The sequence below is a fragment of the Bordetella ansorpii genome (assembly GCF_900078315.1).
Taxonomy (GTDB): Bacteria; Pseudomonadota; Gammaproteobacteria; order Burkholderiales; family Burkholderiaceae_B; genus Bordetella; species Bordetella ansorpii.
The window spans coordinates 60,802-76,202 of sequence record NZ_FKBS01000014.1 but is presented as its reverse complement, the minus strand read 5'-3'; the positions used below and the strand labels follow the sequence as shown (position 1 = coordinate 76,202).

Genomic DNA, 15,401 nt, shown 5'->3' with positions numbered 1-15,401 from the left:
TTCGAGGAGACAACCATGTCCGCATCGCTGCGCCGCCTGCTGGGCGGCCTGATTTCATCCGTGTCGCTGTGCCTGCCGCTGGTGGCGGGCGCGGCGTCGTATCCGCAAGGTCCCGTGCGACTGAACGTGGGCTTTCCGCCAGGCACCGGCCCGGACATCGTGGCCCGCACGCTGGCGCAGCACCTGGGCACGCGCCTGGGTGAAAGCGTGGTGGTCGAGAACAAGGTGGGCGCGGGCGGGCAGATCGCCGCGCAGGCCGTGGCGCGCGCGCCCGCCGATGGCCAGACGCTGCTGCTGGGCGAGGTCGGCTCCATCAGCATCGCCCCGGCCACCTATGCCAATCTCAACTACCAGCCCGAACGCGACTTCGCGCCCATCTCGGAAGTGGTGCGCGCCGACTTCGTGCTGGTGGTGCCGGCCAACGCGCCGTACTCCGACCTGGCCGGTTTCGTGGCGGCGGGCAAGCAGGCCAGCGACCGCATCAACTTCGCCACCTTCGGCGCGGGCACGCCGGGACACTTCGGCGCCGAACTGTTCGCGCGCGAAGCAGGGCTGCGCATCGAACCCGTGCACTACCGCTCGACGGGCGACGCCATGACGGCGGTGGGTTCGGGCACCGTGCAGGCAGCCTTCGTCACCACGGCCCTGGCCGCCTCGCAGATACAAGGCGGCAAGATGCGCGCGCTGGCCACCACGGGCACGCGCCGCTCGGGCGCCTTGCCCGACGTGCCGACCTTTGCCGAAAAGGGCCTGCCTGCCGTGGACTTCAGCGCATGGTTCGCGCTGCTGGCGCCCGCCGGCACGCCCGCGGGGGTGCTGGACAAGCTGCAGGCCGACAGCGCGGCGGCCCTGCGCGAGCCCGCCGCCGCACGCATGCTGAACGAAGCCGGCTTCGTCGTGGTGGGCGGCGACCGCGCCGCGATGCGTCAGTTGATGGAACAGGAGACGAGGCGCTGGTCGGAAGTGGTCAAGGCGACGGGGTTCAAGGCGAACTGAACGGGGACGCGATGGATGCCCGACCCATCAGGATGCCGGGCCGCCGACTGAAGCCCCGTATGTCGAAGGCCGGGCGCAGCGCACCTGCGGGCCAGCGAGAGCCCGCCTTTCCTCAGACCGCCGGCGCCGCAATGCCCACGCCGGGCATGACGGCAACGCCGCCCAGGGCGATCGCTTCCGTCGACCTGGCCGCGTCCTCGATCATTTCTTCGGAGGCCGCCGCATCCTTGCGCGCCTCTTCATCGCCGCGCTCGATCATCTGCCTGGCCGTGGCCAGCAGCGCCTTCAGCTCGCGGAGCACTTCGCGCAGTGTCTTGGCATCTTCCTCGCGCTGGCGGGCTTGCGCCCGGTGCAGGCTTGCCGCGTCCGTGGCGTTGCCCCGGTTGGCCAGGGCAACACCCTCGTCTGCGGCGTCGGATCCGGCGGGTTCCGACGCCTGCGCCTCGGCGTCCCCGGCATCGTCCTCGCCGGATGCCTGCTGCGCGGCCGTATCGGCAGCCGCCCGCGTGTCCGCACTTACCTTCGCATAGGCCGCGGCCGCCTGCGCGCTCTGGCTCGGTGCGCCGCCACGGGCATCCGTTTGCTCGCCGCCCGCGCTGGCCAGCGCCGCGCCCGTTGCCGCTTCGCCACCCGACGTTGACGCCGCCGTTGCCACCGACGCCGGCATCATGCCCATACCCGTTGTCGCCGAGGGCATGCCGCCCGAGCCTTCCTTCAGCGTTTCCGCCGCGGCCGACAACTGGCCGGCCAACTGGCGGATTTCGCGCAGCACACTCTTGGCGGCTGCCGGCCCCATCATCGCCAGCATTTTCTTCAGCATGGCGATGCGCTTTTTGATTTCCTCGATACGCGCCCTGGCCAGGTCTTTCTTCGACGCCACCGTCTCCGTCGCCATGCGGGACACGGCCTGGCCGTAATCGAGTATTTTCTTCAGCGCGTCGTCGCTGAGCGTGACGCGCGAGGACGCCTGTTCCGACTCTGCCTCCTGGCCTTGCGCCGCAGCCGAGGCCGCCCCCTTGCCGGCGCCGGCCTCCTTTCCCGAAGACTGCGCCGCCGAATTGAATGCGTTCTTCTTGATCGACAAGTCCGACGCCATATGTGGCTCCATCCCGATTACGTTGACCGGCCATGCGCGCCGCTGATTGACGGACACGAGCTATTCAGCACCTACGGCCGGCTTGCGGATTACTTAAACCGGGCAGGGGCAGGTGTTCAACGGATGGGCGTTTTGCAACGATGGGGCAGGCACTCGCTTTGCCGTCCCCGACGGTCCTGTCAGCACTCGACGATGTTCACCGCCAGACCGCCGCGCGCGGTTTCCTTGTACTTCGTCAGCATGTCCGCGCCCGTCTCGCGCATGGTCTTGATCACCTTGTCCAGGCTGACGTGATGCGAGCCGTCGCCATGCAGCGCCATGCGCGCGGCGTTGATCGCCTTCACCGATGCGATGGCATTGCGCTCGATGCACGGAATCTGCACCAGGCCGCCCACGGGGTCGCACGTCAGGCCCAGATGATGCTCCATGCCGATCTCCGCCGCATTCTCGACCTGGGCCGGTGTGCCGCCCAGCACGGCGCAAAGCGCGCCAGCAGCCATCGAACAGGCCACGCCGACCTCGCCCTGGCAACCGACCTCCGCGCCGCTGATCGACGCGTTCTCCTTGTACAGGATGCCGATGGCGCCCGCCGTCAGCAGGAAATCGATGACACCGCTTTCATTGGCGCTCTCGATGGCGTGCGTGTAGTAGTGCAGCACGGCCGGGATGATGCCGGCCGCGCCGTTGGTGGGCGCCGTCACCACGCGGCCACCGGCGGCGTTCTCTTCGTTCACCGCCATCGCCCACAGGTTCACCCAGTCCAGCACGCGCAGCGGGTCGTCGGGGTGTTGCGAGAAAGCGCCCAGCCGCCGGGCCAGGTCGGCCGCCCGGCGCTTCACCTTGAAACCGCCCGGCAGCACGCCTTGCGCCTGGCTGCCGCGCTGCACGCAGGCCTGCATCACGCCCCAGATCTTCAGCAGGCCGGTGTCGATCTCGTCGTCATTGCGCCAGTGCTGCTCGTTGCGGCGCATCAGGCCCGCGATGCTCAAGCCATGCAGGCGCGTCAATTGCAGCAGCTCGTCGCCGTTGCGGAAGGCCAGGGGCAGCACCGTGACGTCGGGTGCGATGATCTTCTGCTTCTGGCCGTCGGCGGCCACCGCATCGCTGACCACGAAGCCGCCGCCGACCGAGTAGTAGACGGCCTCGCGCAACAGCTCGCCCTCAGCATCGAAAGCCTCGAAGCGCATGCCGTTGGCATGAAAGGGCAGCGCCTTGCGGTAGAACAGCAGATCGCGCTTCTCGTCGAACGCGACGGAATGCGTGCCGCCCAGACGGATCGACCGCGCGCTGCGCATGGCTTGCAGCAGGGCGGGCACCCGTTCGACGTCCACCGTGTCCGGATCGTGTCCGGCCAGGCCCAGCAGCACGGCGGTGTCGCTGCCATGGCCCTTGCCCGTGGCGCCCAGCGAGCCATGCAGGCCCACGCGCACACGGGCCACGCCGGGCATTTCCGCGTGCGTATCCAGCGCGCGGGTGAACAACCGCGCGGCACGCATCGGCCCCACCGTATGCGAGCTGGAGGGGCCGATCCCGATCTTGAACAAGTCGAACACGCTGACTGCCATGGCCTTGCTTCCTTACCGATGCGTCTGACACTGCCGTGCCGTCCTTGCGGCACGGGCGTATACGCGCATGGTAGAAACCGCCTATCGTGATGTCTACTGATTTAAATTAACGATATTAGTTAGAAAAACTGTTTAATTTCCGGAAGATGCGGGCATGGATCTGAACCGCTTGCTTACCCTGCGCGAACTGGCGCGCTGCGGCACGATGGCCGCGGCGGCGGAATCGCTGCATCTCAGCCCGTCGGCCATCTCGCAGCAAATCGCGCAGTTCGAGCTGGAACTGGATACGACACTGACCGAGCGCCGTGGCAGAGGGGTGGCGTTGACGCCCGCCGGCGAAGCCCTGGTGCGCCATGCCGAGCGCATCATGGGCATCATGGACGAAGCCCGTTCCGAACTGGCCCAGTTGCGCCACGACATCGCAGGTGAATTGCGCGTGGCGGCGTTTCCGTCGGTGGCCGTGGCGGTGCTGGCCAACGCGGTGCAGGCGTTGCGCCAGGCGCATCCGCGCCTGAACGTGGTCGTCCAGGAAATGGAGCCGCAGGAGGGTTTGTCGGCGCTGGGCGCATGGCACACGGACGTGGCGATCATCGACGACCTGGCGGCCGATCCGAGCGGGCGGCATGACGCGTACGAGTTGCTGCCGCTGGCACAGGATGCGATGCATATCCTGGTGCCAGCGGGACATCCGCTGGCGCAACGCCCCTTTCTGCGCGTGGCGGATCTTCGGAATGAGTCCTGGGCGCTGGATTCGACCTACAGCTCGTTCGGCGAATTCATCGGTAACCTGTGCCGGCGGGCCGGCTTCGAGCCCCGGATCAATGCGCATTGCACGGGGTTCGAGATGGTGGCGGCGATGGTGGCCTCGGGGTGCTCGGTGTCGATCGCTTCCGGGATGCGGATGGCCAAGCTGCTGCCAGGAATCAAGGCAATGAAGATGCGGCCCGAGATACAGCGCAAGATCCTGCTGGCGTACCGGAAAGGAGAGCGCGATCACCCGGCGATCCAGGCCTGCCTGGAGAGCTTGAAACAGAGCGCAGCCGGCGCGATCGCGCGGATCTCGACGAATCAAGGCAAGGGATAGGCCGGGCAGAAGGCAATAGGCGGCGGCGTCCGCGTGCTCTGCGACATCCCGCCGCCGGACACGCTCGAAAGGGATGCGCCGGAGATAGGATTCGATTTATTGGTGGCACCGTACTGCAATAATCGTTGATTATCGAATATCCGTTTCATTGCTTTTGTCGCATTAACATGAATATAAGTAAAAACCCTAATGCCAAATAAATGTTAATAGATAAGACTGGGAAAGCACCTGAAACACCAACATCGTCCCCGTCCGGCGCCCTTTGTTTTCCTTAGCTTTCATCGATCGCGATCAGCAGCGCAAGCGCTCGGTTCAAGCGGACATCTCGTTTAATCCGGAGCCACCATGAAACCCGGTGACATCGTTCCCCTGTCGTTCCAAGACGGCCTGCTGATGCTGTCTTTCGTGATCGCGCTGCTCGGTTCCTACGTCGCCCTGAGCGCCGCCGCGCGCATCCGCGACAGCGTTCGAGAAGGTGAATCCTGGCGCGGCTATGCCGTGATCGGCGCCGTCTCCATGGGCGGCATCGGCATATGGGGCATGCATTTCATCGGCATGCAGGCCCAGAACCTGCCGTTCGACGTGGAGTACGCGCTGATTCCCACGCTATTCAGCGCCCTGGTCGCCATCGCATTTTCCGGCGTGGCGTTCTGGTATGTGGGCCGGCGGCCGTTCTCGCTGCTCCGCTGTTCGGTGGCGGGCCTGCTCGCGGGCCTTGCCGTGGCGGCCATGCACTACATCGGCGTCAGCGCCATGCGCATGCCGGCGTTCTTCCAATGGAACGTCGGACTGGTCGTGCTGTCGGTCGTCATCGCGGTGCTGGCCGCCACGGCGGCGGTCTGGCTGGCCTTCAACGTGCACCGCGAATGGCAGCGCATCCTGGCGGCAGGATTGATGGCCATTGCGGTATGCGGCATGCACTACACCGGCGTGGCCGCCGCCATGGTGGTCTGCACCAGCGCGGTGGACGGTGAAGGCGGCCTGCGCGTGGGCGGGCTGTCGCTGCCTTATGCGGCCTTCATCGGCGCCATTCTTGTCCTGATCGCGATGCGCTGGCAGTTGTACCGCAGCTACCAGAAGTACCAACGCCGGCTGGCGAACCGCATGGATGTGCTGCTCAACGACGGACGCGCGCCAGTGCGCTGAGACCGCGATATCCAGACAGGCACGTTCTGGCTGGCGTCAAGATCATCGATGCCCCCTTGTCCAGGCAGGCATCCGTGATGGCAATTCCTCCAAACGCTCTGGACCGGCGGCGACGCTAGAGACTAGCGATTCTCATTCGCCTTCATGAGGGAGAAATATTCGGGCCTTTAAATGCCAGCTCCATCCCCCCTTGTGTAGCCTCATGTCGTACAAAGCCCCCCCCACCACCCCCCAGCCGTCCGCTGAGATCTCCGACGTCACGCCGGTCGCCGATGCGTCCCGCCGCCGTCTGCTGCGCACCAGCCTGGCCGCGGGCTTCCTGCCGCTGGGCGGCTCCCTGGTGCTGAGCGGTTGCGGCAGCGATCACGATGATGACGATGACGCACCCGCCGATGGCGGCGGCACGACACCCGCGCCCGAACAGCCGGATCCCGGCCTGGCCTCGCGCTTCTCCCTGGCCGTGCTTCCCGACACCCAGTTCTATTCGCGCTACGCCACGCTGGACGAGAACACCCAGTACAGCCGCAAGTTCGGCAGCGAACCCTTCATGGCCCAGACCTACTGGATCACGCAGAACGCCCGCGATCTGGGTATTTCCTTCGTGGCCCACCTGGGCGACGTGGTGGACCAGGTGGGCAAGCCGGATCAGTGGAAGGTAGCCGACCAGGCCATGCGCGTGCTGGAGACGGCCAAGGTGCCGTACTCGGTGCTGGCCGGCAACCACGACGTGCTCTCCGACCTGGGCTACGTGGACGAGAACAGCCAACTGAGCGGCACCGATGCCCAGCGCACGCTGGCCAACGAGCCCTATCTGCAATGGTTCGGCGCGGCGCGCGCCGGCTGGCAATCCACCTTCGGCGCCCGCGACACCAGCGGCTTTCACGAATACCACGTGTTCGAAGCCGAAGGGCAGAAGTTCATGGTGCTGTCGCTGTCGTGGCGTATCTCGGACGCCGGCATCGCCTGGGCCCGCCGTGTCATCTCTGAGAACCCGACGCTGCCCGTCATCCTGGTCAACCATCAGTTGCTGAACATCGACAAGGACGGTCTCAGCCCGCTCGAGACCGAGTACGGCCTGATGCTGTGGGAAAAGCTGATCCGTGACAACGATCAGATCTTCATGACGCTCAACGGCCACCATCACGGCGCCGCCCACCTGACGAAGGTGAACGACTTCGGCCACAACGTCGAAGAGATGGTCGTGGACTATCAGATGGCCTATCAGGGCGGCAACGGCCTGATGCGCCTGTACGAGTTCGACCTGACCAATAACAAGATCGACGTGCTGTCGTTCTCGCCGTGGGTGGTGCAGAAGCCCGCCAGCACGCTGAACCAATTCGACCAAGCCGTGCTGACCAGCGCCAACGAACGCTTCAGCATCGACATGAATTTCGCCGAGCGTTTCTCGGGCTTCAACAAGGCATTCAAGGCAGCCGAGGCCGACCGGACCTCGATCATCGAACAGGCCACCGCGCTCATCCTGAACGGCTATACCGAACCGGAAGTGGCCGAGCAGAAGGCCCCCGCCGACAGCGACGACTATGCCCACGTCGCCTCGACCGTGGCCCACTGGCGCTTTGCCGGCGGCACTGCGGGCCAGCCCGTGGCGGCCGGCCACGTGATCGCCGATGAAACCGGCGCCAACCCGATCCACCGCGCGACGCTGAACTCGGAGACAGGCGTCACCACTGCGCAACTGGATGACGTTGTCTGGTCCGATGACCGCCACCGCCTGTCGGCCGCCCCGGGTTCGGTGCGCTTCCTGAACACCGACAAGAGCGCGGGCCGGGTCAGCTACTTCCTGACCGAGACCAGCGCAACGATCAACGCGATGGAATTCGCCACATCGGGCTACACCGTGGAGGCCTTCGTCAAGATCGACAAGGATTGGGCCTCGAACAAGCACGCGTGGATGAACATCCTGACGCGCGATGGCCAGCGCGGCAACGTGGCCGGCTTCTCCGGCGGCGATCCGGAATCCCCGCCGCTGCTGTTCGCGGTATCCAGCCTGCGCGAGATTCAGTGGGAAGTGGTGACGGCGCAGAGCGGCACACGCGCGCCGCAAGCCAGCTGGTCGGGCGAGATCATCGCCGACAGCTGGGTGCACATCGCGGTGGTGGCCGACCCGGCCACGCAGGAAAGCATCATGTACATCGAAGGCGCGCCGGTGCTGCGCAATTCGGGCAACGCCACCGGCCTGGCGTCGGCCGGCGCGACGATGCCGTGGGTGGTCGGCGCGGGCAACTGGGACGGCGAGCGCACCGACGGCTTCTTCGGCCAGATCGGCGAAGTGCGTATCGCGGCAGAGCCGCTGACCTCGGACAAGTGGCTGACGGCACGCCGAGCCTGATCGCGGTTTCCGGCTAGCGTGGACCAGGCGGGCGGCACCTTGTGCTGCCCGTTTTCCTTGGAGGCGCTTTCATTGTTTGGTCCATGCAAACAGTGCTTGTGCGAACGGCGGGTTTATCCCTGGCCGGCGGAATCCTAAAGTGGCAACGTCTCCAACCACTTACCAGGAATGCCCCATGACTCCCCGCGACGCCGTCTTCCCGCCCAACCGTCACGCCTTGTACGAGCGGCACCGCTACTCTCCCGCGATCCGCGCCAACGGCCTGCTGTTCGTCTCGGGCCAGGTCGGCAGCCGCGCCGATGGCACGCCCGAGCCGAACCTCGACGATCAGGTGCGCCTGGCCTTCCAGAATCTCAACGCCATCCTGGCCGAAGCCGGCTGCACCTTCGACGACGTCATCGACGTGACGGTGTTCATGGTGGACCCCGACACGCATTTCGAGCGCGCCTGGGCCGTGGCCGCCGAGTATTGGGGCCAGGCGCCGTATCCCACCGCGACCGCCGTGGGCGTCACGTGGCTGTCTGGCTTCCAGTTCGAGATCAAGGTGATCGCGGCGCTGCCGCAAGCCACGGCGGCGTAAAGGCCCGGCACGGAAGAACACGCCAGCGCGGGGCACCTGTCCCGCGCGCCACCTGAACAATCTGTTCGACAAGACGTACTACCAGACCATCGGCGCGCCCGGTTGGGGAAGTTTCTACGGCGACCCCCGCAACGCCACGCTGACCTTGCGCGGCACGTTCTAGCCCACCCTGTCCAGCCAGCCATGCCACGCTTGAGCAAGCGACGCACGGCTGGCGCCGCTTCGCCCCGTCAGTCGGGCGTGCCCAGTGCCGTGGCCAGACGCTGCGCGGCATACAGCACCTGCGCCTCGACCTGGGCCCCCGGGATGGCGCCGAAGCGCTCGGCCATGCCGAAGATGGCGATCGCGTACACGCTGCCCGTGCGCGGATCGACCACGGGCGCGGCATAACTGAGGATGCCCGGATCGAACTCGTTCTCGCAGATCGCCAGGCGGCGCTGCCGGACGCGGTCGATCTCGGCGCGGATGTCGGCGGCATCGATCAGCGTGCGCGACGTGAACGAATTGCGCGGCAGCTTCAGGTATTCCTCGATGAAGGCTTCGTCCTGCTGCGCCAGCAACACCTTGCCCGAGGCCGCCGCGTACAGCGGCATGCCGCGGCCGGGCTGCGCATAGGCCTTGCCCACGGCGGTGGGCGTGCAGGTCGTCATGATCTCGACGTCGTGGCCATTGAGCCGGGCCAGAAAGGCGGTCTCGCCGAAGCGGTCGGCCAACTCCGTCAGGATGGCGGCGGCGCGCTGGACGATGTCGGCGCCGTTGGTCATCAGCGAGGCAATGCGCCACAGGGCCTCGCCCGCCACGAAGGACTTGCTCTGCGTCTTGCGCACGACGCCGCAAGCGATCAACGACGCCAGTTGGCGATGCGCGGTGGTTACCACCAGGCCGCTCTCCCGGGCGACCTCCGACAAGGTCAGGCCTTCGGGATGCGACGCCAGCAATTCGATGACACGGAAGGCCCGGCCCAGCGGACTGTCATCCGCGCTGGCCGCGTCTTGTTGCACGGTCTGCGTCAAAAAAATGTCTCCGTTAAGTGTCTATGCCCGGACGAACCGGTCCAGTGGCGGCGCGTCCGTTTTCATGATGCGATCAGAAGAACGCGTGCCACACCTTGGCGACGATGCGCCAGGCGCCGTCCACCTTCAGGAACGTCAGCTCGCTAATATACCGGCCCGGCAGGTAGCAATCGCGCACGCGCGCATGCGCCAGCGTGGGCGCCGACACTTCGACCGCCAGGATTTCGTCGATGCGTTCGTCACCGCGCGAGCGCGGCGACGGACGGCCGGCGACCCGCTTCAGGTAGGCGTCGTAATCCAGGCTCATGACGCCGCCGTCGGCGATGGTGTACAGCCGGCAGTCCGGGTGGAAGATCCGCCCGAACGCCTCGGCGTCGCCATCGTACAGGGCATCGAAGTATGCCTGGACCACGGCCTTGACTGAAGAAAGCTCATCCATTTTTCAAACTCCTGGTTAGACGACAAATAGGGGCCAACGCGCTCAGCCGGCCTGCTGCGCATGGATGCGATCGGCCGCGCTCAATGCATGGTCCAGCGCCTGGAACAGTAGATCGAGTTCGGCATCGGAAATGATCAGCGCCGGCGCGATGAACAACGAGGTTTCCTCGCCCGAGGTGCCGAACACGACGCCCGCCTCCAGCGCGGCCTTCACGGCATGCGAAGCAATCGGCGTGTACGCGGTGGCGGCGGTCCAGTGTTTCCAGTGATTGCCATGGAACTCGACGGTCCAATGCAGGCCCCGTCCGTCCACGCGCGCCACGCAGGGATGGCGCTGCGCCAACTCGATCAGGCGTGCGGCGATGCGCGGTTCGAGCGCGGCCACGCGGTCCAGCAGGCGGTCGCGCACCAGCGTGCGCAGATAGGCGCTGACGCCTTCCATCGCGGTGGGGTGGCCACGGAACGTCGAATAGTTCTGCCAGGCCGCACCCTTCAACTCGGCACACAGGTCCTGGGACAGCACCACCGCGCCGATCGGGCCGATGCCGCCGGCCAGGGCCTTGCCCATCGTGACCATGTCCGGCCGGCTCTGTCCACCCTGGAAGGCAAACCAGCGGCCCGAACGCCCGGCGCCGGTGACCACTTCGTCGGCGATCCACAAGGCGCCGGCCCGGCGCGCGGCGCGCGCCACCTGATCCTGATAGGCCGCATCGTGATAGATGCCGCCCTGGGTGTAGTCGATGACCACGGACGACACACCGTCCAGCGCCTGCGCCATCTGGTCTTCGGACATCTGCGGCAGATCGGCCACGCGCGTGCCGTGCCGCGACTCGATCGGGGCGGACAACACCCGCACGTCGGCCCCCGCCGGCACGGGCGCCAGGCGCCCATCGGCGCGCGACAGGCCGCCATGCCACTGCGGCTGCGTGGTGACGGCACGCGACAGGCCGGTCAGCCCGTGATAGGCCCGCTCGCGCGTGGCGATCGGCGCGCGGCCGGTCAGGGCCTGACCCAGCGACAACGCCATGTCGTTGATCTCGGAGCCCGACAGGCCGAAACGCACGGCGCCCACCCAGGACTGCTCGGCGCCGAACGCCATCTCCAGCAGATCCTGCGCGGCCTGCTCGCGGCCCTTCCAGGCCCAGCCTTCGGACACCGTGGGATGGGCGGCGGCGCGTTGCGTGGCCGCCACCATGTCGGGATGACAGTGGCCCAGCGCGCCCGCGCTGTTCGATCCGTCCAGCACCTTGCGGCCGTTGGACAAGTGATACCAGCAGCCCTGCCCACCCGTGACGAAGACCGGCTCGGCCTCATTGGTGGTGAGCGTCGTGGCAAGAAGACTCGACATGGCGTGCGACTCCGTCGTCGGGGTTATGGAAAACCGTAGGTTGCGAAAAAACGTAGTTTAGTCCAATAATTCGATAATAGATTCTTTTATTCGGAATTTTTTTCCGTATTTCGGAAATAACTCATATGAACGCACCCGTGCTTTTGCAATCCGGCTGGCGCCTGGGGATCGACATCGGCGGCACCTTCACCGACGTGGTGGCGGTCTCGCCGGACGGCGTCCAGCGTCGGTCCGCCAAGGTTCCGTCCAAGCCGCACCTGCCCGTCCAGGCCATCGTCGAGTCCATCGCCGCGGTCGGGCTGGACTGGGACGAGGTCCAGGAGATCGTCCACGGCACGACCATCGTCACCAACGACATCGTCGAGAACAAATTCCGGCCCTGCGCGCTGATCACCACCCAGGGCTACGCGGACACCATCGAGGTCGGCCGCCTGTCGCGCCGCTATCTCTATCGCCTGGACCTGGAACCCAAGGTGCGGCCGCTGGTGCCGCGCGAGCTGCGCTTCGACGTGGACGAGCGCATCCTGGCCGATGCCTCGGTGCACACCGCCTTGCAGGGCGAACAGATAGACCGCGTCATTGCCCAGATCCAGGCCAGCGGCGTGGACACCGTCGCGGTCTGCCTGATGCACGCGTTTCGCAATCCCGCGCACGAGATCGCGCTGGGCCACCGGCTGCGCGCGGTCTTTCCCTACGTGTCGCTCAGCCACGAGATTTCGCCCGAGATCCGCGAGTTCGAACGCATGTCGTCCACCGTGCTCAACGCGATGATGCTGGCCAAGATCAAGAGCCATCTGGGCAAGATCGAGGAACGCAAACCGCAAGGCAGCCGCATCTACATGATGCATTCGGCCAGCGGCATGGCCACGCCGGCGCTGATCCAGGAACGTCCCCTGATGCTGGCCATGTCGGGCCCGGCCGCGGGCGTGGCGGCCACCTGCCAGTTGGCGCGCGACCTGGGCATGCGCAATGCGCTGACCTTCGACATGGGCGGCACCACCACCGACGTCTGCCTGATCGTGGACGGCCACGCCGACATCGCCGCCAACCGCGACCTGGGCGGCCAGAAGGTGCGCCTGCCCATGGTCGCGGTCGATTCGATCGGCGCGGGCGGCGGCTCCATCGCCCGGTTGGTGTCGGGCGCGCTGGAGGTCGGCCCGCAATCGGCGGGCTCCTCGCCCGGCCCGGCATGCTACGGCAAGGGCGGCGAGCTGCCCACCGTGGCCGACAGCGACGTGCTGTTGGGCTACCTGAATCCGGATCGCACGCTGGGGGGCTCGGTACGCATCGCACCCGATCAGGCCGAAGCGGCCATCGCCGAACTGGCCCGCGGCCTGGACTTCCCCACCGTGGACGCGGCCCTGGGTATCGCCCGCGTCGTGCACGCCACCATGGCGCGCTGCCTGCGGCGCGCCACGGTCGAACGCGGCGTCGACATCCGCGACTTCGACCTGGTGGCCTTCGGTGGCGCCGGCCCCATGCACGCGGCCGAAGTGGCGCGTCTGTGCGGCATCCGCAAGATCATCGTGCCGATGTTCTCCTCGGGCTTCTCGGCGCTGGGCTGCGTGGACGCCACCATGAATTTCTCGCGCCAGTTCACTATGGACATGCGCTCGACCGCCTGGGACACCGACCGCCTGGCCAGCCTGCTGGCGGCGGAAGCCGAAGAACTGGCCCTGCCGCTGGTCAATGCCGGACATGCCCGCGCCGATCTGGTGGTGACGCGCACGGCCGGCATCCGCTATTCGGGCCAGTCCTCGGAAATTTCCATCCTGGACGCCGCCTTCGACGACGTGGCGGCGCTGGGCCGGCAGTTCACGCAAGCGCACGAACAGCTCTATGGCTACGCGACCCAGGAGCCCTGGGAGTTGGTCACTGTGCGTACCGAAGTCTCGGCCCCCGTGCGGCAGTCAGGGCCGGCGTCGCTGCCCGCCACGACGGACCGCGCGCAGCCCGTGGCCCATCGCCGGGTCACGTTCGAGAACGGCGTCAGCGCCGACACCCCGGTCCTGCGTCGCGGCGACCTGCCCACCGAAATTCGCCAGCAAGGCCCGCTGGTGATCGAAGACGATTGGTCGACGGTCATCGTGCCCCCGCAGGACGTACTTTGGGCCGATCCGCACGGCAACCTGCACATCGAAGTGGAACTGCCCCAATGAAACTCGATCCTGTCTCTCTTGAAGTGATCCGCAATGGCCTGACGGCCATCGCCGAGGAAATGTCCAGCGTGGTCATGCGTGCCGCGCGCTCGCCGCTGCTGCGTGAAGCGGGCGACCATTCGTCCGCGCTGACCGACGGCCAGGGCTATCTGGTGGCCCAGGGCAAGGACGTGCCGGTGCACCTGGGCGTGCTGTCCTTCACCGTGAAGGAGTTCCTGCAGCACGTGGGCCGCGAGACCTTGCGTCCGGGCGACGTGTGGATCCTCAACCTGCCCGAGATCGGCGGCAACCACCTGCCCGACGTCAAGCTGATCCGGCCGGTGTTCGACGGCGACACGCTGTATGCCTTCGCGATCTCGCTGGCCCACTGGGCCGACATCGGCGGCGCCGCGCCCGGCAGCTACTACGCGGCCGCCACCGACAGCTGGCAGGAAGGCCTGCGCATTCCACCGGTGCGCCTGGTGGCCGGCGACGCCATCGACGAGGAGAAGATGCAGTTCATCCTGGCCAACGTGCGCGGCGCTGACGAACGGCGTGGCGACATCCTGGCGCAGATCTCCGCCACCACGGTGGCCGCGCGCCGCCTGGGCGAACTGGTCAAGACCTACGGCACGCCGTTCCTGCAAGCCTCGTTCGCGGCCATCCACGACCGTGCCGAACGCCAGATGCGCGACGCGATCCGCGCCATTCCCAACGGCGTCTACCGCGGCGAAGACTTCATGGACGACGATGGACACGGCGGGGCGCCGGTGCCCGTGCGCGTGACCGTGACCATCGAGGACGAGACCGCCATCTTCGACTTCTCCGAGTCGGGCGATGCGGTGTCCGGCCCCTTGAACACCACCCCGGTCATCGCCAGCGCGGGCGTGTTCTATGTGATGAAGGCGTTGTTCGGCCCCGACATCCAACCGTCGGCCGGCTGCTATCGCCCGGTCGAGGTCATCACGCGCGTGGGCTCCATTTTCCAGCCAGGGCGCATGGTGCCGGTGGTGGGCGGCAACCACGAAACCAGCCAGCGCGTCTGCGACGCGGTGTTCCGTGCCTTCGAGCCCGTGGCCGGTCCCTTGCTGACCGCGGGCGGCCCCACCACCGCCGGCCTGCTGATCTTCGGCGCACAAAAGGCCGATGGCTCGTGGTCCACCTTCTATGAAGTGCATGGCGGCGGCGAAGGCGCCCGCGCTGACCGCGACGGCATGGCGGCGGTGCGCTGCCACCTGGCCAACGTGATGAACACCCCTGCCGAAGTCGTGGAGAGCGAATATCCTTTCCGGGTCGAAGTGCAGGGCGTGCGCCGGGGATCCGGCGGCAAGGGACGCCACCAGGGCGGCGACGGCCTGGTGCGCCACTACCGGATCCTGCAGGACAAGGTGTCGCTGACCACCATGTACGAACGAGGCGTGGTGCCGCCATACGGCCTGTTCGGCGGTGAACCTGGCGCCTTGTTCCAAGTCACATTGTCCAGGGCGTCCGGCACGACCGAGGCGCTGCGAGGCAAGCAGAATGTGATCGTCAACACCGGAGATCTCGTGATGGTCGAGACCTGCGGCGGTGGCGGCTACGGCACGGCGACCGCATAGCGGCGCACTCATAAATAGCAAGGGGAATAACAGTGAACAAGCGCGAATT

Annotated in this window: 12 protein-coding genes; 7 read left to right on the top strand and 5 right to left on the bottom strand. The window is 66.7% G+C overall.

Annotation, left to right across the window (positions count from 1 at the left end):
- Positions 1-15: 15 nt before the first annotated feature.
- The gene (locus A7W11_RS07965) at positions 16-996 is read left to right on the top strand and encodes a Bug family tripartite tricarboxylate transporter substrate binding protein (protein WP_066410491.1); all 981 of its coding nucleotides are present in this window, start codon (positions 16-18) and stop codon (positions 994-996) included.
- A 112-nt stretch (positions 997-1,108) separates the two neighbouring features.
- On the opposite strand, the gene A7W11_RS07960 is transcribed toward A7W11_RS07965, so the two are convergent.
- Both A7W11_RS07960 and A7W11_RS07955 read right to left on the bottom strand, forming a co-directional pair.
- Complete coding sequence (locus tag A7W11_RS07960; RefSeq protein WP_066410490.1) at positions 1,109-2,092, bottom strand: hypothetical protein; 984 nt, start codon at positions 2,090-2,092, stop codon at positions 1,109-1,111.
- A gap of 179 nt (positions 2,093-2,271) precedes the next feature.
- Positions 2,272-3,657 carry an L-serine ammonia-lyase gene (locus tag A7W11_RS07955; protein WP_066410489.1) on the bottom strand — a complete coding sequence of 462 codons (1,386 nt, stop codon included), beginning with the start codon at positions 3,655-3,657 and terminating at the stop codon, positions 2,272-2,274.
- Positions 3,658-3,811: 154 nt separating this feature from the next.
- Between A7W11_RS07955 and A7W11_RS07950 the strand changes: the two genes are divergently transcribed.
- From A7W11_RS07950 to A7W11_RS07935, 4 genes are all read left to right on the top strand, one after another.
- Positions 3,812-4,741 (top strand): LysR family transcriptional regulator, encoded by a 930-nt coding sequence (locus tag A7W11_RS07950; RefSeq protein WP_066410488.1) that lies wholly within the window; start codon positions 3,812-3,814, stop codon positions 4,739-4,741.
- 345 nt (positions 4,742-5,086) lie between these two features.
- Complete coding sequence (locus A7W11_RS07945) at positions 5,087-5,887, top strand: MHYT domain-containing protein (RefSeq protein ID WP_066410487.1); 801 nt, start codon at positions 5,087-5,089, stop codon at positions 5,885-5,887.
- A 202-nt stretch (positions 5,888-6,089) separates the two neighbouring features.
- A complete protein-coding gene (locus A7W11_RS07940) occupies positions 6,090-8,237 on the top strand; it encodes a LamG-like jellyroll fold domain-containing protein (RefSeq protein ID WP_066410486.1) in 2,148 nt (715 codons plus the stop codon).
- 175 nt (positions 8,238-8,412) lie between these two features.
- Positions 8,413-8,817 carry a RidA family protein gene (locus tag A7W11_RS07935; RefSeq protein ID WP_066410485.1) on the top strand — a complete coding sequence of 135 codons (405 nt, stop codon included), beginning with the start codon at positions 8,413-8,415 and terminating at the stop codon, positions 8,815-8,817.
- 230 nt (positions 8,818-9,047) lie between these two features.
- On the opposite strand, the gene A7W11_RS07930 is transcribed toward A7W11_RS07935, so the two are convergent.
- The 3 genes from A7W11_RS07930 to A7W11_RS07920 form a co-directional block, all read right to left on the bottom strand.
- Complete coding sequence (locus A7W11_RS07930; RefSeq protein WP_066410484.1) at positions 9,048-9,830, bottom strand: IclR family transcriptional regulator; 783 nt, start codon at positions 9,828-9,830, stop codon at positions 9,048-9,050.
- Between the two features lie 73 nt (positions 9,831-9,903).
- Positions 9,904-10,269, bottom strand: coding sequence for a nuclear transport factor 2 family protein (locus tag A7W11_RS07925; protein WP_066410483.1), 366 nt, complete (start codon positions 10,267-10,269; stop codon positions 9,904-9,906).
- Between the two features lie 42 nt (positions 10,270-10,311).
- Positions 10,312-11,616, bottom strand: a complete 1,305-nt coding sequence (locus A7W11_RS07920) for an aminotransferase class III-fold pyridoxal phosphate-dependent enzyme (RefSeq protein ID WP_066410482.1) — start codon at positions 11,614-11,616, stop codon at positions 10,312-10,314.
- Between the two features lie 137 nt (positions 11,617-11,753).
- Here A7W11_RS07920 and A7W11_RS07915 point away from each other — a divergent pair, with 137 nt between their 5' ends.
- Both A7W11_RS07915 and A7W11_RS07910 read left to right on the top strand, forming a co-directional pair.
- Positions 11,754-13,775: a hydantoinase/oxoprolinase family protein gene (locus A7W11_RS07915; protein WP_162270254.1), complete on the top strand. Its 2,022-nt coding sequence runs from the start codon at positions 11,754-11,756 to the stop codon at positions 13,773-13,775.
- A complete protein-coding gene (locus tag A7W11_RS07910; protein ID WP_066410480.1) occupies positions 13,772-15,352 on the top strand; it encodes a hydantoinase B/oxoprolinase family protein in 1,581 nt (526 codons plus the stop codon). Before A7W11_RS07915 ends, A7W11_RS07910 begins: the two co-directional genes overlap by 4 nt.
- Positions 15,353-15,401 lie beyond the last annotated feature (49 nt).